This window comes from Bradyrhizobium sp. STM 3562, assembly GCF_045571435.1.
In the GTDB taxonomy this organism is placed as follows: Bacteria; Pseudomonadota; Alphaproteobacteria; order Rhizobiales; family Xanthobacteraceae; genus Bradyrhizobium.
Map to the genome: position 1 here is coordinate 3,099,985 of NZ_CP120694.1, position 20,313 is coordinate 3,120,297.

Genomic DNA, 20,313 nt, shown 5'->3' on the forward strand with positions numbered 1-20,313 from the left:
CAAGAAATCGGGAGAAACGGATGAGAGTATCGGAGCGTGGCCTCACGCGACGGAGATTTTGCGCCGCCGGTGCCGCATTGGTGCCATTGGTCGGATCAGGAACGAGGGTTTTGGGCGAGGTGACGACACCGCAATTGGCTATCGATACGCATGCCCACGTCTTCCATCGCGGTCTGAAGCTCGCTGCCGGCCGGCGCTATGCGCCCGACTACGATGCGCCGCTCGAGCTTTACCTGCAACAGCTCGACGCGAACGGAATGACCAACGGGGTGCTGGTACAGCCGAGCTTTCTCGGCACCGACAATTCCTATTTGCTCGAATGTTTGAAGCAGGCGCGGGGCAGGCTGCGCGGCATCGCCGTGGTCGATCCTGCGGTCTCCTCGCAGGAGATCATTGCGCTGGAGAAGGCCCGCGTTGTCGGCATCCGTCTCAATCTGGTTGGACAACCGCTGCCCGATTTCTCCGCATCCGAATGGAAGGCGCTGCTGGCTCTCGTGAAGTCCGCAAACTGGCAGGTCGAGGTGCAACGCAACGCCTCCGATCTCGTGGGCTTGGCGCCAAAGCTTCTCGACGCGGGCGTCAATGTCGTGCTGGATCATTATGCGCTGCCTGATCCCAAGCTCGGCGTCGACGATCCTGCATTTCAGTCGATCCTCAAGCTCGGCGCCTCAGGGCATATGTGGGTGAAGATTTCTGCGCCCTATCGCAACGGCCCGGGCGGCGCAGCATTCGCCAAGCAGGCTTATCCCTTGCTGCGTGTGAGCTTCGGCCCCGACCGGCTGCTGTGGGGCAGCGACTGGCCGCATACCCAGTTCGAGTCTTCAGAGACCTACGAGAAGAATCGACGATTCCTGAATGAGCTCGTGACCGACGGGCGCGAGCGCGCCGACGTGCTGATTGCACCGAGAGCATTGTTTCGCTTCTAGGGCGCGCCAGGGTCATGGTAAGGCTGCATGCCAATGACCCAACGATATTAACGAGGGCAGCATGCAGCGGTGCTACATCACTGTCGACGTCTTCACCGATCGCGCGTTCGGCGGCAATCCGCTCGCCGTGGTGCTCGATCCGCAGGGCCTTTCGACCGCGCAGATGCAAGCCATTGCGGCCGAGTTCAACTATTCCGAAACCACCTTTGTGCTGCCGCCGCGCGAAGCTGGGCATGACGCGGAGGTGCGGATATTCACCGTGCGATCAGAGATTCCGTTCGCGGGCCATCCCAATGTCGGCACAGCGTTCGTGCTGGCCTCGCAAGCGGCGCACACACCGGCCCGGTTGCAGTTCGAGGAAAAAGCCGGGCTGGTGCCGGTGGAAATCCTGCAGGAGCAGGGCAGGGTCATCGGTGCGGAATTGACGGCCCCGCAACCGCTGAAGCGGCTTTCAGCGGTGAGCGTCGAGCAGGCGGCCGCCTGCCTTTCGCTCTCGCCCGGCGAGATCAAGACCGATCGGCACGCGCCGCACATCATTTCTGTCGGCCTGCCGTTCCTCGCCGTCGAGCTTGTCTCGCGCGAGGCGTTGCGGCGCGCGAGGCCCGATGCTGATGCGTTCGCGCGCACTTTCCCGCTCGACAACAGCGATGCGGTCTATTTCTACACGCGCGATGTGCCGGAGAGCGAAAAGCCATGCGAGCTGCAGGCGCGGATGTTTCATCCCGGCGCGAGCGGCCTTTCGGAGGATCCCGCGACCGGCAGCGCCACCGCGGCCGCCGCGGCGCTGCTCGCCGAACTCGACGCAAAGCAGGACGGCGAGTTGCGGTTGACGATCGGGCAAGGCTTTGATTTGGGACGGCCGAGCCTGTTGTTGACACGTGTGATCAAGAAGAACGGTAAGATCGTCTCCGCCCATGTCGGCGGCCGCTGCGCGCCGATGATGCAGGGGACGTTGTGGTTGGAAGGGGATAGCCGATAGGTTCGGTCATTCCCGGGCGCCTCGAAGAGGCAAACCCGGAATCTCGAGATTCTCAGATGTGCAATTGCACATCAGAGTTCGATGCTTCGCATCGCCCCGGAATGACAGTGGAATGAAAGCCACGCTGTCATTGCGAGGAGCGGAGCGACTAAGCAATCCAGTGTCCTCCGCTGGGCGGCGCTGGATTACTTCGGTGCGCTCGCAATGACGGGGGAGTTAGACCAACGGCGGCGCCAAATTCTCGATTCTCACGCCCTCGCGCTGCTCGATGATCTCCGCGATCATCTGGCGATGGCAATGGCGGTGGTCGCGCTCGTAGCAGAGCAGGCAGACCGGGCCTGCCTTCTTCACCAAGGCCGACAGCTCCTCCAATTCGTGCCGCGCCTCCGGCTTCTTCAGATGCGCGGAATAGATCTTCTCCAATTCCGGGTAATTGCCGCTGCGCGCGGCCTGCCGGCCCTCTTTCGGCGTGCCCAATGCCTTGAGATGAATATAGGCGATGCCGCGCTCGTCGAGCCCGGCGGCGAGCTGGTTCTTGGAAAAACCGGGACGGCGGGAGGAGGTCACCGCGCGGACGTCGACCAGAAGCTTGACGCCGGCGTGTTGCAGCTCATCCAGCACCGCCTTTTGCGGCGTCTGCTCATAGCCGATCGTGAAGAGTTTTGTCGCCTTGGCCATGAATGCTTCACTTCACGCGTTCGATCAGCTCCATCGCACCGGCCGGCGCGCGCACCTTGCCTTCGTGGATGACGTAAGCGAACACGTCGCGCGGCTTCTTCTCGGACTTGCCCGAGTCAACGCGCGGCAAATCGTCCGGTTCGCCCCCGGCAGCCCAAAGCTGCAGGCGCTTGGCCCAGGCATCAAGCTGTTTGGGCGGATAGCAGGTCTTCAGCTCGTCATTGCCCTTCTGCAGCCGCGCATAGACGAAGTCGCCGACCACGTCGGCAATCGCCGGGTAAGTGGCGTGCTCGGCGAATACCACGGGGATGCCGAATTGCCGCAACAGGGCGATAAAAGCCGGCGCGCGAAAACTGTCATGACGCACCTCGACAACATGGCGTAGCGTGCGCCCATCCATTTCGCGCGGCAACAATTCCAGAAATTTGCCGAAATCCGTCTCATCGAATTTCTTGGTCGGCGCGAATTGCCAGAGCACGGGACCCAGGCGATCGCCGAGCTCCAGCACGCCGGTGTTATAAAAGTGCTTGATGGAATCGCCGGCTTCCGCCAGCACGCGGCGGTTGGTGGCAAAGCGTGGGCCCTTCACCGAGAACACAAAGCCGTCAGGCACTTCGCGTGCCCATTTGCGAAAGCTCTCCGGCTTCTGCGAGCCGTAATAGGTGCCGTTGATCTCGATCGAGGTCAGTTTCGAGGCGGCGTATTCGAGCTCCTTCGCCTGCGGCCATTTCTCCGGATAGAAAACGCCCCGCCAGGGGGCAAAGGTCCAGCCTCCGATGCCGATATGGATTTGGCCCGATTTTTTTGCAGCGGTTGAGGATTTGGCCACGCGAGTCTCGTTTCCAAAAAGCGGGAATGCTTGCCGGAAAGACTATTCAAATTGACCGCCATTGACCAGTTCGCGAAAAGCCGCTCTTTCGCAACCGCTTGCCTTGCTTCAACGATGGTGGCGGGGGTGATGCCGATGCGGATAATAGGGCCGGACCGGCATTGGCGCGGCGTAAGCGCGCGGGGGGCCAGCGGGCCCGTAGCTGCCTGGGTAGAGCGGGTTGCCAGGGCCGTAATTCTGGCAGTTGGCGTTCGGATAGTACTGGGCGCAATAGCCGGGATCCTCGACCACAGCCTGCGCGCGCGCCTCACCGCAGAATCCGGCCGCGAGCAGCACCGCGCCCATCACCGCACTTCTGATCAAGAACGACATTCCCGTTGATCCTTTCCATGGAACACCGCCTCCAACCGTCTATTCCGCGCGGTCGTTCGAACGGTGATGTGCTTAACGGCTTCCGGTGTTCAAGCTAGGATGCGTTCAAGAGAAGGAGAGCAAAATGCGGATGATGTTGGCTGCCGCGCTCACGCTGGCCGCCTCGCACGCGCTTGCGGACGAGGTGGAGGACGCTCACAAGCTGGCGCTGCAGGGACGGGACTCCTATTGGCATTGCCTGGCGCGCGAATATTCCCGCCCCAACGCCAAGGGCATGTCCGCGCAGGATTTCACCGCCGATGTTGCGAGTGCCTGCCCCTCCGAACGGCAGAATTTTCGGGTGAGGCTTTTGGATTACCTGAGCCTGCAGTTCCCAGGTGCGGAGTCGGACGCCAATCTCAGCACCGCCAATCGCGCCATTGAGCTAGCGCAAAAGGATGTTGTGACGGCCTTTGTCCATCGCAAGGGGGCAGCCAACTAGCAGTTGCAGCCAACTAGCAGTTGATGGGGCGCCGTTCCGTGCTATCAATCGGCTTGCGCCAGGGGGGAACGTGAGCATGACTTCTCAATCATTCGCGGGCCTGTTGGGCACGATCATCGCGATCGTTGCGCTGGCCGCTGCGGTCTATTACGGGCCGATCGGTCAATTCGGCAAACCGCCCAAACCCGCACCGGTCGCGCAACCGGCAGAACCGGCGCCTGCTGCGCCTGCTCCGCGCGGACCGGTGGTGCGGGAAGTTCCGAATTAGCGGCGCACCCTTGCGGAACGCAGTCAGGGTTCCTATTTGGCAGGTAACGGCGACGTTGACGCTCTGAGCCCACGAGCTCCGCCGCCGGGCGACCACGAAATAGCGAGGCAGCGCCGGATGTACGCGCGCCTGTTATTCGTGGTCGTAGCGTTTTCTCCACGGCTTTTGCGCCGGTCACGGCGGTTTTCCCGGGGCGATCCGGCTTGGCATCACCTGATGCGGCAGATATACGCTTCCCCGGCATGAACGAAATCCTCAGACCGACCACCGAAAGCTCGCCGGCCGTCGTCGCGGGCCTGCCGGTGCTTTCCGTCGTGGTCCCCACCTTCAACGAGCGCGATAACGTCATCAAGCTGTTCGAGAAGCTGGAGGCGACGCTGAAAGGCATTGCCTGGGAGGTCGTTTATGTCGACGACAATTCCCCTGACGGCACCTGGGACGTGGTGCGGGAGCTGGCGCGCCGCGATGGAAGAGTGCGCTGCATCCGCCGGATCGGGCGGCGCGGCCTCTCCGGAGCCTGCATCGAGGGGATTTTGGCCTCCTGTGCGCCCTATGCTGCGGTGATGGATGCCGATCTGCAGCACGATGAGACGCAGCTCCCGAAGATGCTCTCGTTGTTGCAGAACGGAGCTGCGGAACTGGTGGTCGGCAGCCGGTATATCGAGGGGGGCAGCGCCGACAGCTTCAACAAGCAGCGTGCCAGCGCCAGCGCATTCGCAACCGAAGTGGCAAAGCGGGTGCTGGGCGTGGCGGTCGCCGACCCCATGAGCGGCTTTTTCATGATCCGCCGCGACCGCTTCGAGCAGCTCGCGCCGCAGCTCTCCACGCAAGGTTTTAAGATCCTGCTCGATATCGTCGCGACCGCGCATGGCAAGCTGAAGACGGTCGAGATCCCCTACAGGTTCGGCTCGCGGCTGCACGGCGAGAGCAAGCTCGATTCCATGGTGGCGCTGGATTTCCTCGGGCTGGTGCTTGCCAAGCTGACCAACGATGCGGTGTCGTTGCGCTTCCTTCTGTTCGCGATGGTCGGCGGCACCGGCCTGTTCGTGCATCTCGGCACGCTGTTCATTGCGTTGAGGGTTTTCGAGCTGCCGTTTGCCGAGGCTCAGGCCTCCGGCGCGCTCGTGGCCATGACCTCCAATTTCATCTTGAACAATTTTCTCACCTATCGCGACCAGCGGCTGAAGGGCTTTGCCATCCTGCGCGGCCTGATCGCGTTCTACCTCGTCTGCAGCGTCGGCCTGTTCGCCAATGTCGGCGTGGCCTTCTCGGTTTATGACCAGGAGCCGATCTGGTGGCTCGCCGGTGCCGCGGGGGCGCTAATGGGCGTGGTCTGGAATTACGCAATGTCCGGACTGTTCGTCTGGCGCAAGCGATGAACCCCGACGATCGGCAGCTCGTCCGCAACGCGGCTGTCACGATCCTCGCGCTCACGGCATTGCGGCTGGTGGCCGCGGCCTGGACGCCGATCACTTTCGATGAGGCCTATTACTGGCTGTGGTCCAAGCACCTGGCCGGCGGTTACTATGACCACCCGCCGATGGTGGCGCTGGTCATCCGCGCCGGCACGATGATCGCGGGCGACACCGAGTTCGGCGTCCGGCTGGTCTCGGTGCTGCTGGCGCTGCCGATGAGCTATGCCATCTATCGCACCGCCTCGATCCTGTTCGGCGGTGTGCGGATCGCGGCGACCGCGGCGCTGCTGCTCAATGCCACGCTGATCGTGTCGGTGGGCACCATGATCGTCACACCGGATGCGCCCCTCCTGGTCGCCTCGAGCTTTGTGCTGTTCTTCCTGGCCAAGCTCTTGGAAAGCGCGCGCGGCGTCTGGTGGCTCGCGGTCGGCGCGGCGGTGGGCGCGGCACTGCTGTCGAAATATACGGCACTGTTCTTCGGCCCGGCGATCCTGATCTGGCTTTTGATCATTCCGAAGCAGCGGCGCTGGCTGCTCACACCCTGGCCCTATCTGGGCGGACTTGTCGCGCTTCTCTTCTTTGCGCCGGTGATCCTGTGGAATGCGGATCACCAGTGGGTCTCCTTCATCAAGCAGATGACGGGGCGCGCGCGTATCGAGGATTTCCGTCCCGGCTATATTGCCGAACTCGTTCCAACCCAGTTCGCGTTCGCAACGCCGCTCGTCTTCATCCTTGGCGTGATGGGGCTTGATGCGCTGATCCGGCGCAGGGCGGGCACTTCGCCGGCCCGTGCGCTGGTGAATTGCATGTTCTGGACCATCACGCTCTATTTCGTCTGGCATTCGCTGCACGCGCGCGTCGAGGCCAACTGGTTCGCGCCGGTCTATCCCGCCTTTGTCATCGCGGCCGCGGTGGCCGCGCATCTGGTGAGCTGGGAAGGATGGCGGCGGCGGCTCGCCGATGTCTGCCTGCGCTGGGCCGCGCCGGTCGGCATCACCATGTTCGCGCTGCTGATCGTGCAGGCCAATACCGGCATTTTGAGCGGCTACCGGCGCGATGCCACGGTGCGCAGCGTCGGCGTCGGCTGGCGCGACTTGGCAGGCGAGATCGAAGCGGTCCGCGCCCGTGTCGGCGCGAGCTGCATTCTGGTGCCGGACTACGGCACGACGGGCTGGCTCACCTTCTATTTGCCGCCGGGCACCTGCGTCGTGCAGCCGATCCAGCGCATCCGCTGGGCCAACATGCGGGAGCCGGATGCGGCCAAGCTCGCCGGTCCCTTGCTTTATGTCGACGAAGTGCGGCCGATGCAGCCGCCGTACCTGAAAGACCGGTTCGGCAGCATCGAACGCCTCACCGAATTGCCGCGCAAGCGCGGACCGCTGGCGATCGAGACCTACGCGCTAGATCTCTTGCGCGACCCGAAAGGCGACGTGCTCGACCGCTCGCCGCCGCCGGAGCTGTCGCCGTAAGCGCAGGCGCGCGGGTCCGCGCGCGATGCACGCACGACGCATCCACGAGTGCGCGGCACCATTCTCGGCTTGCTCTCCAGCTCCATGCGCGACCGAGGTAAGCCGTCTGACGTGAGGACCTTCGGTCCGTCACGTTCTGGTTCTGTCCAAATCTGATCTTAAAAAAGCCATGCGTGGCAGGCACTTCCTGCGCTGATGGGGCTCCCTCCTGATTAATCCGCATTTAACTAAAAGTCGCCTTAATGACGCTTTGCGCCGATGCGAGATGCTGTGCCGCCGGAGAGCCGATCCGCACGGTATCGAGCGAACAAAAGTGGATGGTTCCGGGCGCTGGGTGGGTCAGCAAGAGTAGAGTAGCGTTGAGTAGAGTTGCGCTGGCGGGGCAGAACCGCAAGAAGTCTTCCGGGAAAGCCGTCTCCCAGAACCTGCTGGGCGGCGCTGCGATCGCCTGTCTCGTGCTCGGCTGCGGCTGGACCGTCTACAACAACATCATCTCCGCAAGCGTTTATCCGACGCTGGGCAGCGCGGGTTATGACGAGCCCGTCGTCGTGAAACCCGCCGACCAGGTTGCGGGACGCAGCGCCGCGCAGGCGATTAGCGACGCATTTGCGTCGCTGCCCGCGCTGGCCCAGCGCGCGACATCAGCGACCGTGGCCGCGATCACGCCGGACCAGTTCAACGACCGCTTCGCGGCCGCCGCGCCGACGAGCGTCGCTTCGCACGCGGCGGAGGGAGCACCGCCGTCACCGCAAGTCGCTGAAGCGTCAAAGCCGGTCAACGCGCCAAAGCTCGGCGAAGTCGCGAAGGCAAAGGAGGTCGCACCGAAACAGGCGCCAAAGCAGGTCGCGATGAACGTGCCGCCACCGCCGGCGCCGTCTGCGGTGGAGGCAAAGCCGGCAAAGGCCAGCGGTGTGTCATTGCGGGACATGGCCGAGCGCGCCAAGGCGACGATGATGTCGATCACCTCCGGCGGCCGGTCGAGCATGGTCGAGAAGCTGTGGGGCAAGCAGCCGTCGCAGGGCTCGCTGCTCGCCTATGCGTCGGCCGATGCCGGCGTAACCGCCCCGATCAGCCGCGAGCAGAACCCGATGCATGGCGGCTCGCCGCCTTATGATCGCGACACCGCAGTCTACGACATCTCGGCGCACACCGTTTACCTGCCTGACGGGAGCCGGTTGGAAGCGCATTCCGGCCTCGGCTCCCGGCTCGACGATCCGAGCTCCGCGCCGGTCCGCATGCGTGGCGTGACGCCGCCGCACATCTATTCGCTGAAACCGCGCGAAGCGCTGTTTCATGGCGTGCCGGCGCTGCGGTTGACACCGCTCGGCGGCGAGGGCGCGATCTACGGGCGTGAAGGCCTTCTCGCGCACACCTACATGCTCGGCCCGAACGGCGACTCCAACGGCTGCGTCTCGTTCAGGGATTACTACGCCTTCCTCGAGGCCTATCGCAACAAGGGCATCAGGAAGCTCGCGGTACTGGCGCGGGTCGAGTGAGACCGACGCACAGGGTGCCATAGCGCGGCCCGTCAATCCGGGGCGCCCGCGGGGCGAGCCCGCAACCCATAACACGGCTGTCAGAGACGGTCATTCGCTGCGCGCAATGCGGCTCGCGCGCCCATGGCGCGACCAGGGCCATTGCTCTTTGCCCCTCACGCAGCTCGTTATTTACAAATCGTAGAAATCGTGTATGAGCACGCGCGCAACCTCGCCGATATGCACTTGCGAGAGACCGATGCTGTATTCGTACTCACGCCCGATCAAGCAAGCGGCCCTGCCGATGAACCGGCACGGTCGCGTCTCCGCGCGCGTGCTGCAGGTCTCAGCAGCGAAGGCGCAGCCAAAAGAGCTCAGGCTGAGAGCTTAAGGGGGCAGCGGTTTTCCTCTGCCCGGCAGAGAGAAAATCCGCAAACCGCCCCTCAGGGCTCGTTGCATCTCCACATATCTCTCTGCCTGCACTGCGATCCGGCCGGCGCAAATTGATATCGCGCGCCAGGCGGACGTCCGGAACGACCCCCTGGCGGGGTTCCAGTTTGATATGTGAAGCAAGACGAGGAGGGTCCGATGCGATCCGATCCCTATCGAGAGCGAGCCAGGGCCAAGGCGATCGAAGCCGGCCTTGACCCCGACGCAAAAATCGACCGTCCGGGTCAGCGGCCGATGCCGCTATGGTGCACATTCCGTGATGCTGCTCGCAAGGAGCATCTGGCGCGGGAAGCGGAAGAGCTTGCGGCCGGCGTCGCAAGCGGGCCGCAGGCGCCGCAATACCGGAACAGTCCCCTGAAGATCTTCGGTGAGCATCACGATGCGACGATCGCGCAGATGCGGAGCTGCATGTCGGTCGGCAACGCTGTTGCCGGTGTGATCTGTGCCGATGGTCATCTCGGCTATGCGCAGCCGGTCGGCGGCGTGATTGCCTATGAGAAGCAGATCAGCATCTCCGGGGTCGGTTTCGATATCGGCTGCGGCAACATGGCAGCGCGGCTCGATACGCGATTTAGCGATGTGGAGAACCGGATCGGAACGATCGTCAGGGACATCCACAAGGCGATCTCGTTCGGCGTCGGACGCGCCAACGACGAACGTGTTGAACATGAGCTGTTCGACGACGAGGAGGCCTGGCGCGAGTCCGACATGGACGCCTATCGGGCGAAAGCGGTCGCTCAGCTCGGCACCGTCGGGTCCGGCAACCACTATGTCGACCTGATGCGGGACGAGAGCGGCTTCGTCTGGATCGGTGTGCATTTCGGCAGCCGCGGCCTCGGGCACACCAGCGCCACACGCTATCTCAAGGCAGCGGGCGGCAAGGACGGGATGAATGTGCCGCCCGCTGTGATCGACGAGGACAGCGAGATCGGGCGGCGCTACATCGCGGCCATGCAGCTCGCCGGACGCTATGCCCATGCCGGGCGGGAGTGGGTGGTCGAGCGTGTTCGCAAGATCGTTGGCGGCGCCCTGACCGACACGGTTCATAACCACCACAACTATGCCTGGCGCGAGAACCATGGCGGCAGGGATTTGTGGGTCGTTCGCAAAGGCGCAACGCCGGCGTTTCCCGGCCAGCGCGGCTTCGTCGGCGGATCGATGGGCGACGACGCCGTCATCATCGAGGGCATCGAGTCGGAGGAGGCGAAAGCATCGCTCTATTCGACCATCCATGGTGCCGGGCGGCTGTTCGGACGCAAGGAAGCCAAGCGCAGGTTCAGCCGCGCCGAGATGGACGCGTGGCTGCAGTCGCGCGGCGTCACCCTGATCGGCGCCGATCTCGATGAGAGTCCGATGGCCTATCGGCGCCTGCCGGAGGTCCTGGCCGCGCACGCCGGCTCAGTCAGGGTGTTGCACAGCTTGCGCCCGTTTGCGGTAGTCATGGCCGGCGCGAACGAGTTCGATCCATTCAAGGATTGAAGTGTTTGCGCTCTCCCACTGTCGACCGATCGGGGAGAGCTCACTGCCGATGGCCTTCCTCCAGGCGAACAAAAACCCCGGCATTGCTGCCGGGGTTCTGCATTCGTGTTCGCTTCAGTGGCGAGCAGGACCTTAGAAGTCCATGCCGCCCATGCCGCCGCCCGGAGGCATGGCGGGGCCCGCGGCCGGCTTCTTCGGCAGCTCAGCGACCATGGCTTCGGTCGTGATCAGGAGCGAGGCAACGGACGAGGCATTCTGGATCGCGGTGCGAACCACCTTCGTCGGGTCGATGATGCCCTTGGACACCATGTTGCCGTACTCGCCGGTCTGGCTGTCGAAGCCGTAGGCGTACTGATCCTTCTCCAGGATCTTGCCGACCACGACCGAGCCGTCCTCGCCGGCGTTGATCGCGATCTGGCGGGCGGGCCAGGACAGCGCCTTGCGCACGATCTCGACGCCGGTCTTCTGGTCGTCGTTCTTGGTGCGGATGCCCTTGAGCTGCTCGGAGGCACGGAGCAGGGCGACGCCGCCGCCCGGCAGAATGCCTTCCTCGACCGCCGCGCGGGTCGCATGCATCGCGTCATCAACGCGATCCTTGCGCTCCTTCACCTCGACTTCGGTCGCGCCGCCGACGCGGATCACCGCGACGCCGCCCGCGAGCTTGGCGAGGCGTTCCTGCAACTTCTCACGGTCGTAGTCCGAGGTGGTCTCCTCGATCTGCGCCTTGATCTGGGCGACGCGCGCCTCGATGTCGGCCTTCTTGCCGGCGCCGTTGACGATCGTGGTGTTCTCCTTGTCGATCATCACCTTCTTGGCGCGGCCAAGCATGTTGAGGGTGACGTTCTCGAGCTTGATGCCGAGGTCTTCCGAGATCGCCTGGCCGCCGGTCAGGATCGCGATGTCCTGCAGCATGGCCTTGCGGCGATCGCCGAAGCCCGGCGCCTTGACGGCGGCGACCTTCAGGCCACCACGCAGACGGTTGACGACGAGGGTGGCGAGCGCTTCGCCTTCGACGTCTTCCGCGACGATCAGCAGCGGCTTGCCGGTCTGCACCACGGCCTCGAGCAGCGGCAGCAGCTCGTTCAGCGAGGAGAGCTTCTTCTCGTTGATGAGGATGTAAGGATCATCCATTTCAACGCGCATCTTGTCGGCGTTGGTGACGAAGTAGGGCGAGATGTAGCCGCGGTCGAACTGCATGCCCTCGACGACGTCGAGCTCGGTCTCCAGCGACTTGGCTTCCTCGACGGTGATGACGCCCTCGTTGCCGACCTTCTTCATGGCGTCGGAGAGGAACTTGCCGATCTCGGAATCGCCGTTGGCCGAAATGGTGCCGACCTGGGCGATCTCCTCGTTCGAGGTGACCTTCTTGGAGTTCTTCTCGAGATCCGCAACCACCGCCTCGACGGCGAGGTCGATGCCGCGCTTCAGGTCCATCGGGTTCATGCCGGCGGCAACCGCCTTGGCGCCTTCGCGCACGATCGCGGCCGCGAGCACGGTCGCGGTGGTGGTGCCGTCGCCCGCCGCGTCAGCGGACTTGGAAGCGACTTCGCGAACCATCTGCGCGCCCATGTTCTCGAACTTGTCGTCGAGCTCGATTTCCTTGGCGACGGTGACGCCGTCCTTGGTGATGCGGGGAGCGCCGAACGACTTGTCGAGCACCACGTTGCGGCCCTTCGGGCCGAGGGTGACCTTCACGGCATTGGCGAGAATGTCGACACCGCGCAGCATGCGGTCACGCGCGTCGACGCCGAATTTGACTTCTTTGGCTGACATATCTGGTTTCCCTGAGTTGAATTTTTCTCACCCGGTCGGAGGCCCTTGCAGGCGCTCCTCAGGGTGAGCGTTGCAAGAGGCGGATTAGGCGGCCTTCTTCTTGGAGCCGACGTCGGTGAGGACGCCCATGACGTCGCTCTCCTTCATGATCAGGAGCTCCTGACCGTCGATCTTGACCTCGGTGCCCGACCACTTGCCGAACAGCACGCGGTCGCCGACCTGGATGTCGATCGGGATCAGCTTGCCGCTCTCGTCGCGACCGCCGGGGCCGACGGCGATCACTTCGCCCTGGGAGGGCTTTTCCTTGGCCGTGTCGGGAATGATAATGCCGCCAGCAGTCTTCTCTTCGGCGTCGATGCGCTTAACCACGACGCGGTCGTGAAGCGGACGGAATTTCATGCAGTCCTCCTAAGATACTGAAGATGTTAGAGAGTTCCCTGATGTTAGCAGTCTCGCACTGCGAGTGCCAGCACGAGCGCGCTTGGAGATAGGCGGGAAATTTGCCCCGGACAAGGCCTTTTAGCGAAAAAATTGGCACTCCCAAGAGGCGTCTGCCAAAACCGGTCAGCATGCTTAATGCCGCGCGGTAGGTCCTGCAACTGATGTTAGCAGGCGCGGTAAGCTGCTGCCAAAGCGGGAAATTTCAACAAGACGTTAAACATTTAGGCTTGTGATGGATTGGTTAATTGCGTCACATTTCTCTCATGTGAGCGCATCTCGACCGGGTGGCTCTTAAGGGGTCTTTGGCCATCTCTGACATGCGCTCCAGCAATGGAGGTTGGAATGGTTTCGCAGGTTGGGGTTGTTTCCGAGGACTTTCGGAAGCAGGTCATGGGGTACGGGCTGACGACGGCGCAGATCCTCTATCGCATGCCGGATCATCCCTCGCTGCTGCAGACGTATGTCTGGCAGAATTACGATATGTTTCCGAAATTCCCGGCGCTTCAGGATTTCCTCGCCTTCTGGCAGGAAAAGCTCGATGGGCCGCTGTACTCGGTCACCGTGGCGCATTCCAGGCTGATCCGGCCGACCGAGCTGCGCGCCGTCGACGGCGTATTCCGCCTGCATTGAGTCCGGCCGTCCCGGCGGAAAGCCGGGCCCCATACCGCGGGCGAGCTTCGCGCAATCGGGGCTTGTGGGCGACGAAGGACAGAACGCCCACCCCAGTTTTGCCAACTGTGTTAGCCTTCCTCCGCTCAAGCGATCAGGGAGGCACACATGCCTAAGCGAAAGGCGACAACGAGGCAGGCCGCTCGGCCCGCGGTCACGAAAAAGTGGAGTGGCCGACACGGCACCGCCAAATCATCCACCCGCAAGCCCACAAAGTCCAAGGCCCGCAGCGTGCCTGCGAACGCACGGACCACCACCAGGCCCAAACAGCGCATCGCGGTCAGCCATCATCGCGAGGAAGACTTCAAGGCCGACGGCCTGCGCGCCTATGCGAAGTACCGCGATCTCGGCATTGCGGATGCAACAAGCGGGCTTGCGCGCGCGCATGTGATCCGCTTTACGGGTCCGTGCAAGCCGGAGGAAGTTTCGAAATTGCATTTTCACGATGTCGACTTTCAGATGGTCTATGTCCTGAAGGGCTGGCTGAAGACCTACATGGAAGGGCAAGGCGAGACCTTGATGCGCGAAGGCAGCGCCTGGACCCAGCCGCCGCGCGTGAAGCACATGATCCTGGACTATTCCGATGACGCCGAAGTGCTCGAAGTGATTCTGCCGGCGGACTTCAAGACGGTTGAATTGACGGCATAGACGATTCAAGACTTGCCCGCCAAAGCCAAGCCCCTCATCCCTCTCTCGCATTTTGCGGGGGAGGGATTTTCCCGTTCGCCACTCCTCATGACGTCAGGCTATCGCGAAGACATCGACTGGCTGCGCGCCATCGCGGTGCTGTCCGTGGTCGCCTTTCATTTCGAGGCGCCGGCGGTCTATGGCGGCTTTGTCGGCGTCGTGCCGACGCAGAAGCGCCATCCCTATTCGCCGCTTAGCGTCGCAAAATTCTTCGGCCAGATCTCCTATTCGCTTTATCTCTGGCATTGGCCGCTGTTCACCTTCGCACGCTTTTCCAAGCCTGGTCTGGTGCTGGAGGCCGGCGACAAGGTCGCGTTGTTCGCGGTGGCCGTGATCATCTCCTACCTTTCCTGGCGCTATATCGAGCAGCCATTTCGCATGCGGCAATTCGCACCCTCGCGCGGCAGCCATCACGTCATCACCCCCACGATTGCGCCCATCAGGCACGTCGTCAGCGTGCCCGAGACGATCGACTTCAGCCCCAGCGAATTGATCTCGTCGCGGCGTTGCGGCGCCATGGTGCCGAGCCCACCGATCATGATGCCGAGGCTGCCGAAATTGGCAAAGCCGCACATCGCGTAGAGCATGATCAGCCGGGAGCGGGGATCGAGCGCATCCGGGGCAAGCTTCGACAGGTCAACATAGGCGATCAGCTCGTTGAGCACCGTTTTCGTGCCCATCAGGCTGCCCGCGGTGACCGCTTGCGACCAGGGGAGCCCCATCAGCCAGCACACCGGCGCCATGACGAGCCCGAGCAGGCGCTGCAGCGAAATCGCGCCGCCGCCGACATGCGGCAGCAGACCAAGGATCGCATTGGCGAGATAGACCAGCGCCACCAATACGATCAGCATGGCGACGATATTCAGCAACAGTTCGAGCCCGGCTGTCGTGCCCTTGACGATCGCATCCATGGTGCTGGAAGCGGCCATCTTGGGATCGTCGCCCAGCGCACCGCCGGTGAGATGATCGCCGGTTTCGGGCACCATGATCAGGCTGATCAGGATGGCGGCGGGGGCGCCGAGCACCGAGGCGATCACGAAATGCGCGGCGGAATCCGGAATGATCGGCGCCAGCAGCGTGGCATAGAGCACCAGCACCGTGCCGGCGATGCCGGCCATGCCGCCGGTCATCACCAGAAACAATTCGCTGCGCGTCATCTGCGCCAGATAGGGCCGCACGAACAGCGGCGCCTCGACCATGCCGAGGAAGATGTTGGCCGCCGTGGACAGCCCGACCGCGCCGCCGACGCCGAGCGTGCGCTCGAGCAGCCAGGCCATGCCGCGCACGATCGGCGGCAGCACGCGCCAATAGAACAGGAGCGTCGTCAGCACGCTCATCACCAGCACGATCGGCAGCGCCTGGAACGCCAGGATGAAATCGGCACCCGGCGCCTTGACGTCGAACGGCGCGGGTCCGCCGCCGATATAGCCGAACACGAACGAGGTGCCGGCGCGGGAGGCGGCCGAGATCGTGTCGACCGCATCATTGATCGCGCCGAAGGCGTGCGCAACCAGCGGAAGCTTGATGAGAACGACCGCCGTGACCAGCGTGGCCGCAAGGCCGATGGCCGCTTGCTTGAGCGACACCGCGCGGCGGTTCTCGCCGAAAGCCCAGGCGATCGCCAGCAAGGCAACGATGCCGATCGCCGATTGCAGTTGAAGCATGTATCCCCCGCGGAACGCGCCCTTGCGCGATTATGCCGAGGCGAGATGGCAGCGCAATGCCGGACCACCCCGCGTCAAGAGCAATTGACAAGCCCGCCTTCCTCAGCCACCGATCGGCCATGTCCTCCACAACGTCCACGGGCGCCGGCGCGCTGCTCAGGCAAGGCTCGTTTCTCTTCTTCCTGTCGTCGCGAAGCCTCTCGCGCTTTTGCAGCCTGATCGGGATCGTGGCGATGGGCTGGCAGATTTACGATCTCACCGGCAGCGCATTCGCACTCGGCGCCGTCGGCCTGGTCGGTTTTCTCCCGAGCGCGCTGCTGGTGTTCGTGGCGGGACACGCGGTGGACCGCTACGAGCGCAAGCGGATCGTGCAGGCCTGCCAGCTTGCGCAAGCGCTGACGGCCGCCTTTCTCGCCTGGGGCGCGTTTGCCGGCTGGCTCACGGTGATCGACATCTTTGTTGCCACCCTCGTGTTGGGAACCACGGCCGCCTTCGAGATGCCGGCAACCGCGGCGCTGTTGCCCTTGATCGCACCCGAAGGCTCGCTCCAGCGCGCCACCGCTTTGTCGAGCGGTTCGGCCCAATTGGCGACGATCGCGGGACCTGCACTCGGCGGCTTTGCCTATGCAGTCTCGCCGGCTTTGCCTTACGCATTGATGGTGCTGTTTTGGCTGTCGGCCGCGCTGTTCGCAGGCGCGATCCAGCTCACGCACTCGGCCGCGCCCAAGCGCGCCGCCACGCCGGGCGATTTGTTTGCCGGTGTGCATTTCATCCGCAAGAGTCCTCCTATCCTCGGCACGATCTCGCTCGACCTGTTCGCGGTGCTGTTCGGCGGCGTCACGGCGCTGTTGCCGATCTATGCCCGCGACATCCTTGCGACCGGGCCGTGGGGGCTTGGCATCCTGCGTGCCGCGCCTGCGGTTGGTGCGCTGTTGATGACCACGCTGTTGGCGCGCCATACCATCCACCGGCGTGTCGGCATGCGGATGTTTCAGGCCGTGATCGTGTTCGGCGCGGCCACCGTCGTATTCGCGCTCTCGCAATGGATGTGGCTGTCGGTGCTGGCGCTCGCGGCGCTTGGAGCGGCTGACACCGTCAGCGTCGTGATCCGCTTCTCGCTCGTGCAATTGGCGACGCCTGACGAGATGCGCGGGCGAGTGGGGGCGGTGAATTTTCTCTTCATCAACGCCTCCAACAATCTCGGCCAGTTCGAGAGCGGCGTCACCGCAGCCTTGTTCGGCACCATGCCGGCGGCCGTGCTCGGCGGTGTCGCCACGGTCGCCATCGCGCTGCTCTGGATGAAGCTGTTCCCGAGCCTGCGCGATGTGGACAGGTTGGAGTAGGGGACGAGCGTTTGCAGGGTGGGTAAAGCGAAGCGAAACCCACCATCTTTCCTGGCGCAGAAGTCGTGGGTTTCGCTGCGCTCTACCCACCCTACATTTCTTCGCACCTCGACCGGTTGGAATAATCAGCCCCGCCCCACGAACGGCATCTTCGAGGCCATCACCGTCATGAACAGCACGTTGGCGTCGAGCGGCAGCGTCGCCATGTAGGCGACCGCATCGCCGACGGCTTTGGCGTCCATTCGCGGCTCCGGCACCTTGCGGCCGTCCGGCTGCAGCACGCCCTCGACCATGCGGTCGGTCATCGGCGTCGCGGCATTGCCGATGTCGATCTGGCCGACCGCGATGTCATAGGCCCGGCCATCGAGGTTGCTGGCCTTGGTCAGGCCGGTGATGGCGTGCTTGGTCGAGGTATAGGCGGCCGATAACGGCCGCGGGGCATGCGCGGAGATCGAACCGTTGTTGATGATGCGGCCGCCGCGCGGGGTCTGGTCCTTCATGATGCGGAAGGCGTGCTGGGTGCACAGGAAGGGACCGGTCAGGTTCGTGTTCACCACCGCCTGCCATTGCGACAGGGGCAGGTCCTCGAACGGCACCGCGGGCGCGCCCATGCCGGCATTGTTGAACAAGAGATCGAGCCGGCCGTAGGTCTCCGTGACCTTCGCGAACAGCGCTGCGATCGAGCCGGGGTCGGTCATGTCGGCCACGACAGGCAGGCTCTTGCCGCCATTCTCCGCGCCGAGCTTTTGCGTCTCCTGCAGCTTGTCCAGGCGACGCCCTGCAAGCACCACGGTGAAGCCGATCTTCATCAGCGCCAGCGCCGCGGCGCGCCCCACGCCGGTGCCCGCGCCGGTCACCACCGCAATCTTCTGTGCTTCGCTCATAGGTTTCCTTCCTTGTTCTGCCTCTTGGCTTCGTATTCGCTCTTGTAGGGCGGCAGCGGAATATTCCGATGCGCGGCGCGCAGCGCTGCCGACCAGCGCGAGCGCAGATCATGGAAATAGGGCTCGCCGGCCTCGATGCGGTGATTGAGATCGGCGTCGCACACGTCGGTGCGTACCACCAGCACGTCGATGGGAAGACCGACGCCAAGATTGGAGCGCATGGTCGAGTCCATCGAGATCAAGCTGGTCTTGAGCGCTTCATACAGCTCGACATCGTAATGCATGGCACGGTCGAGCACCGGCTTGCCGTATTTGTGCTCACCGATCTGCAGGTACGGCGTATCGGTCGTGCATTCGATGAAGTTGCCGGCCGGATAGATCATGAACAGCCGCATCCGCGCGCCCTTGATCTGGCCGCCGAACAGGAAGGAGACGTCGAAGTTGATGTCTTCGGCCCTCAAGGCCGCGCCTTCGGTCGCGTGCACCGCGCGGATCGCCTTGCCGATGCGCTGCGCCGCCTGGAACATGGTCGGCGCATTCATCAGCGTCTCGATCTCGCCGGTGTGTGGGTCTTCCATGCCTTCCGTCAGCGTCGATAGCACCGACTGGCTGATGGCGAGATTGCCCGCGCTTGCGATCGCCATGATGCGCTCGCCGGGCTTGGCGAAGATGTGGAGCTTGCGGAAGGTGGAGACGTTGTCGAGTCCGGCATTGGTCCGGGTGTCCGCGATCATGACAAGCCCGTCCCGCACCAGAATTCCGCAACAATAGGTCATTTCCGTCCCCCGAACCGTCTTAGGTGATCGGCCGGCAACTAGTAGCCAATTTCGGCCGGTCCTCCAACCCAAATCCCAAAGGCACGCCTACGCGTTCCCGCAGCACAATTGTGCCCCGGGTTGAAGGGAAAAAGCGCCCCATCGAGAGCAGAGGGCGCAGGGAAGGCCGGGTGGCCGCTGCACCCGGGGCCCCCGCGCAAAAGAAATTTGCGCGAGCGCGTTGACCACAGGTACAGGCGGAGACACTCCGGCCTTCCCTGCGCAGTGGTTTACGGCTTATTCCGCGCTCTCCCCGGTGAACCAGCCTTTGCCACCGTCATCGGCACGATGCGTGGGGCATCACTGCCGACTTAGCGCCTGCCTGGGCGCGCCAGGACCACACGGCTTCGCCGTCCGCAAAAGCCGCCGCTCGTCTATCGGCGCATCTGCGTCCACCGCATCCCGCCTCACGTTTCGTGACGACCGCGATACGCCCTCTGCGAACGAGGCGGGATGGGCGGAGGATACGACTGATTCTGGTTTCGGAAAAACAGAAATATTTTTGTGAGTGAGCATTGACAGGATTTTGCGCTCGCTGCCCGTCGGGCAAATCACCGCCAAGGCGATGAGGATGAGTAGGGCGGATTAGCGAAGCGTAATCCGCCGTTAGGCCGGCAGTCCGGATAACGAGTAATGTCGGTCAGGATACTGTTTTCCGACTCCGTCGTGCCTCGTGCCTCACCGCGAATTACGGCTTCGCCAATCGGCGCTACGAGTTATTGGTTGATTTCGGGCTCGACCAACTTTGCCAGGTTTCGCAGTGACTCCTGCCAGCCAAGATAACAAGCCTCGGGTGGAATCGCGTCGGGTATGCCTGCCTGCACGATTTCCAGTTCGGTGCCGACTGATACCTTTTTCAACGTCACGGTCACCCGCATCTCGCCGGGCAGATTGGGATCGTCGAATTTGTCCGTGTAGTGCAGGCGTTCGCCCGGGACGAGTTCGACATATTCGCCGCCAAAGGCGTGGCTTTTGCCCGTTGTGAAGTTCCGGAAGGACATTTTGAACGTGCCGCCGACCTTTGCTTCCAGGTGATGCACAGTGCAGGCAAAGCCGTTGGGCGGGAGCCATTTCGCGAGCGCGTCGGCCTCGATGAACGCGCGATAGACCTTCTTCGAGGACGCGGTGCAAGCGTACGGTGTTGGGCATACTCGTTTTTTCCTTGCGAACGGAGGGAAGGGACGTCGACGCCGATCAGGCGCCATACCCCGAGGAC

19 protein-coding genes and 1 pseudogene are annotated in these 20,313 nt (G+C 63.4%); 11 read left to right on the plus strand and 9 right to left on the minus strand.

Annotation, left to right across the window (positions count from 1 at the left end):
- The first annotated feature begins 20 nt into the window (after nt 1-20).
- Entirely contained in the window at nt 21-926 is a 906-nt protein-coding gene (locus P6U23_RS14210) for an amidohydrolase family protein (RefSeq protein ID WP_407180362.1), read from the plus strand.
- A 61-nt stretch (nt 927-987) separates the two neighbouring features.
- Entirely contained in the window at nt 988-1,905 is a 918-nt protein-coding gene (locus tag P6U23_RS14215; protein ID WP_407180363.1) for a PhzF family phenazine biosynthesis protein, read from the plus strand.
- A 216-nt stretch (nt 1,906-2,121) separates the two neighbouring features.
- On the opposite strand, the gene P6U23_RS14220 is transcribed toward P6U23_RS14215, so the two are convergent.
- The 3 genes from P6U23_RS14220 to P6U23_RS14230 form a co-directional block, all read right to left on the minus strand.
- Nucleotides 2,122-2,583 (minus strand): DUF488 family protein, encoded by a 462-nt coding sequence (locus P6U23_RS14220; protein ID WP_407180364.1) that lies wholly within the window; start codon nt 2,581-2,583, stop codon nt 2,122-2,124.
- A 7-nt stretch (nt 2,584-2,590) separates the two neighbouring features.
- Nucleotides 2,591-3,412, minus strand: coding sequence for a DUF72 domain-containing protein (locus P6U23_RS14225; RefSeq protein WP_407180365.1), 822 nt, complete (start codon nt 3,410-3,412; stop codon nt 2,591-2,593).
- Between the two features lie 108 nt (nt 3,413-3,520).
- On the minus strand, nt 3,521-3,784 hold the full coding sequence (locus tag P6U23_RS14230; protein WP_407180366.1) for a hypothetical protein: 264 nt from the start codon (nt 3,782-3,784) through the stop codon (nt 3,521-3,523).
- 133 nt (nt 3,785-3,917) lie between these two features.
- Between P6U23_RS14230 and P6U23_RS14235 the strand changes: the two genes are divergently transcribed.
- The 6 genes from P6U23_RS14235 to P6U23_RS14260 all read left to right on the plus strand — a co-directional run bounded on the left by P6U23_RS14235 (nt 3,918) and on the right by P6U23_RS14260 (nt 10,821).
- Nucleotides 3,918-4,265 (plus strand): hypothetical protein, encoded by a 348-nt coding sequence (locus P6U23_RS14235; RefSeq protein WP_407181454.1) that lies wholly within the window; start codon nt 3,918-3,920, stop codon nt 4,263-4,265.
- 76 nt (nt 4,266-4,341) lie between these two features.
- Nucleotides 4,342-4,533, plus strand: coding sequence for a hypothetical protein (locus P6U23_RS14240; RefSeq protein WP_407180367.1), 192 nt, complete (start codon nt 4,342-4,344; stop codon nt 4,531-4,533).
- Between the two features lie 242 nt (nt 4,534-4,775).
- Nucleotides 4,776-5,912, plus strand: coding sequence for a glycosyltransferase (locus tag P6U23_RS14245; protein ID WP_407181455.1), 1,137 nt, complete (start codon nt 4,776-4,778; stop codon nt 5,910-5,912).
- Nucleotides 5,909-7,417 (plus strand): glycosyltransferase family 39 protein, encoded by a 1,509-nt coding sequence (locus P6U23_RS14250; RefSeq protein WP_407180368.1) that lies wholly within the window; start codon nt 5,909-5,911, stop codon nt 7,415-7,417. The genes P6U23_RS14245 and P6U23_RS14250 overlap by 4 nt, the downstream gene beginning before the upstream one ends.
- 374 nt (nt 7,418-7,791) lie before the next feature.
- A complete protein-coding gene (locus P6U23_RS14255) occupies nt 7,792-8,913 on the plus strand; it encodes a tlde1 domain-containing protein (protein WP_407181456.1) in 1,122 nt (373 codons plus the stop codon).
- A 567-nt stretch (nt 8,914-9,480) separates the two neighbouring features.
- Nucleotides 9,481-10,821 (plus strand): RtcB family protein, encoded by a 1,341-nt coding sequence (locus P6U23_RS14260; protein WP_407180369.1) that lies wholly within the window; start codon nt 9,481-9,483, stop codon nt 10,819-10,821.
- A gap of 132 nt (nt 10,822-10,953) precedes the next feature.
- Here P6U23_RS14260 and groL read toward each other — a convergent pair whose 3' ends face one another.
- Complete coding sequence (gene groL / locus P6U23_RS14265; protein ID WP_407180370.1) at nt 10,954-12,594, minus strand: chaperonin GroEL; 1,641 nt, start codon at nt 12,592-12,594, stop codon at nt 10,954-10,956.
- A gap of 84 nt (nt 12,595-12,678) precedes the next feature.
- A complete protein-coding gene (locus P6U23_RS14270; protein WP_407180371.1) occupies nt 12,679-12,993 on the minus strand; it encodes a co-chaperone GroES in 315 nt (104 codons plus the stop codon).
- A gap of 384 nt (nt 12,994-13,377) precedes the next feature.
- Between P6U23_RS14270 and P6U23_RS14275 the strand changes: the two genes are divergently transcribed.
- Nucleotides 13,378-13,665, plus strand: a complete 288-nt coding sequence (locus P6U23_RS14275; RefSeq protein WP_024507129.1) for an usg protein — start codon at nt 13,378-13,380, stop codon at nt 13,663-13,665.
- Between the two features lie 147 nt (nt 13,666-13,812).
- Nucleotides 13,813-14,352 carry a cupin domain-containing protein gene (locus tag P6U23_RS14280; RefSeq protein WP_407180372.1) on the plus strand — a complete coding sequence of 180 codons (540 nt, stop codon included), beginning with the start codon at nt 13,813-13,815 and terminating at the stop codon, nt 14,350-14,352.
- A 449-nt stretch (nt 14,353-14,801) separates the two neighbouring features.
- On the opposite strand, the gene P6U23_RS14285 is transcribed toward P6U23_RS14280, so the two are convergent.
- Nucleotides 14,802-16,055 carry a NupC/NupG family nucleoside CNT transporter gene (locus tag P6U23_RS14285; protein WP_407180373.1) on the minus strand — a complete coding sequence of 418 codons (1,254 nt, stop codon included), beginning with the start codon at nt 16,053-16,055 and terminating at the stop codon, nt 14,802-14,804.
- 119 nt (nt 16,056-16,174) lie between these two features.
- Here P6U23_RS14285 and P6U23_RS14290 point away from each other — a divergent pair, with 119 nt between their 5' ends.
- Nucleotides 16,175-17,398 (plus strand): MFS transporter, encoded by a 1,224-nt coding sequence (locus tag P6U23_RS14290; RefSeq protein WP_407180374.1) that lies wholly within the window; start codon nt 16,175-16,177, stop codon nt 17,396-17,398.
- Between the two features lie 125 nt (nt 17,399-17,523).
- Here the strand turns inward: P6U23_RS14290 and P6U23_RS14295 are convergent, their stop codons facing one another.
- The 3 genes and pseudogenes from P6U23_RS14295 to P6U23_RS14305 all read right to left on the minus strand — a co-directional run bounded on the left by P6U23_RS14295 (nt 17,524) and on the right by P6U23_RS14305 (nt 20,246).
- Nucleotides 17,524-18,282: an SDR family oxidoreductase gene (locus tag P6U23_RS14295; protein ID WP_407180375.1), complete on the minus strand. Its 759-nt coding sequence runs from the start codon at nt 18,280-18,282 to the stop codon at nt 17,524-17,526.
- Nucleotides 18,279-19,058: a peptidase gene (locus tag P6U23_RS14300; protein ID WP_407180376.1), complete on the minus strand. Its 780-nt coding sequence runs from the start codon at nt 19,056-19,058 to the stop codon at nt 18,279-18,281. The genes P6U23_RS14295 and P6U23_RS14300 overlap by 4 nt, the downstream gene beginning before the upstream one ends.
- A gap of 755 nt (nt 19,059-19,813) precedes the next feature.
- Nucleotides 19,814-20,246, minus strand: a pseudogene (locus tag P6U23_RS14305) (SRPBCC family protein).
- Nucleotides 20,247-20,313: the final 67 nt, after the last annotated feature.

Coding starts and splice junctions, on each gene's coding strand:
- P6U23_RS14210 (WP_407180362.1), top strand. CDS start 21: ATGAGAGTATCGGAGCGTGGCCTCACGCGACGGAGATTTTGCGCCGCC.
- P6U23_RS14215 (WP_407180363.1), top strand. CDS start 988: ATGCAGCGGTGCTACATCACTGTCGACGTCTTCACCGATCGCGCGTTC.
- P6U23_RS14220 (WP_407180364.1), bottom strand. CDS start 2,583: ATGGCCAAGGCGACAAAACTCTTCACGATCGGCTATGAGCAGACGCCG.
- P6U23_RS14230 (WP_407180366.1), bottom strand. CDS start 3,784: ATGTCGTTCTTGATCAGAAGTGCGGTGATGGGCGCGGTGCTGCTCGCG.
- P6U23_RS14235 (WP_407181454.1), top strand. CDS start 3,918: ATGTTGGCTGCCGCGCTCACGCTGGCCGCCTCGCACGCGCTTGCGGAC.
- P6U23_RS14240 (WP_407180367.1), top strand. CDS start 4,342: ATGACTTCTCAATCATTCGCGGGCCTGTTGGGCACGATCATCGCGATC.
- P6U23_RS14245 (WP_407181455.1), top strand. CDS start 4,776: ATGAACGAAATCCTCAGACCGACCACCGAAAGCTCGCCGGCCGTCGTC.
- P6U23_RS14250 (WP_407180368.1), top strand. CDS start 5,909: ATGAACCCCGACGATCGGCAGCTCGTCCGCAACGCGGCTGTCACGATC.
- P6U23_RS14260 (WP_407180369.1), top strand. CDS start 9,481: ATGCGATCCGATCCCTATCGAGAGCGAGCCAGGGCCAAGGCGATCGAA.
- groL (WP_407180370.1), bottom strand. CDS start 12,594: ATGTCAGCCAAAGAAGTCAAATTCGGCGTCGACGCGCGTGACCGCATG.
- P6U23_RS14270 (WP_407180371.1), bottom strand. CDS start 12,993: ATGAAATTCCGTCCGCTTCACGACCGCGTCGTGGTTAAGCGCATCGAC.
- P6U23_RS14275 (WP_024507129.1), top strand. CDS start 13,378: ATGGTTTCGCAGGTTGGGGTTGTTTCCGAGGACTTTCGGAAGCAGGTC.
- P6U23_RS14280 (WP_407180372.1), top strand. CDS start 13,813: ATGCCTAAGCGAAAGGCGACAACGAGGCAGGCCGCTCGGCCCGCGGTC.
- P6U23_RS14285 (WP_407180373.1), bottom strand. CDS start 16,055: ATGCTTCAACTGCAATCGGCGATCGGCATCGTTGCCTTGCTGGCGATC.
- P6U23_RS14290 (WP_407180374.1), top strand. CDS start 16,175: ATGTCCTCCACAACGTCCACGGGCGCCGGCGCGCTGCTCAGGCAAGGC.
- P6U23_RS14295 (WP_407180375.1), bottom strand. CDS start 18,282: ATGAGCGAAGCACAGAAGATTGCGGTGGTGACCGGCGCGGGCACCGGC.
- P6U23_RS14300 (WP_407180376.1), bottom strand. CDS start 19,058: ATGACCTATTGTTGCGGAATTCTGGTGCGGGACGGGCTTGTCATGATC.